The sequence below is a fragment of the Hwanghaeella sp. LZ110 genome, assembly GCF_048892525.1.
Classification (GTDB): Bacteria; Pseudomonadota; Alphaproteobacteria; order UBA8366; family Aestuariispiraceae; genus Pacificispira.
The window spans coordinates 1-281 of sequence record NZ_JBLZHT010000073.1 but is presented as its reverse complement, the minus strand read 5'-3'; the positions used below and the strand labels follow the sequence as shown (position 1 = coordinate 281).

At 47.3% G+C, this 281-nt stretch carries 1 protein-coding gene; it reads left to right on the top strand.

Translation table 11 applies throughout. The features are described 5' to 3' along the window. Positions 1 to 281, top strand: a 281-nt coding sequence (locus ACOSDM_RS20255) for a hypothetical protein (RefSeq protein ID WP_420726342.1), incomplete at both ends; no start/stop codon positions are given.

Here is a 281-nt window from a genome sequence, read left to right as displayed (position 1 = left end):
AAAGCGCGATCCTTGGTTCCTATAGTCAAGAAACTTGGGCATACTTATCGGAGGATTCAAGGGAACAATTCCCAGTATTCCAGTTTCTATCTACACACTTCCGTGAAACAGGATCATTATGGGATGCCGTGGGATATGAACCTCCGATGTATGTTGACCAGCTGATGAACAGCCCTGACCGGGCACGACGCTTCACACGCATGCTTTATGAACTCCATCTTCCCCTGGCGGAAGAAATCGCCCGATTCTTAGATATGAAGGATATCCATCACCTCATGGAT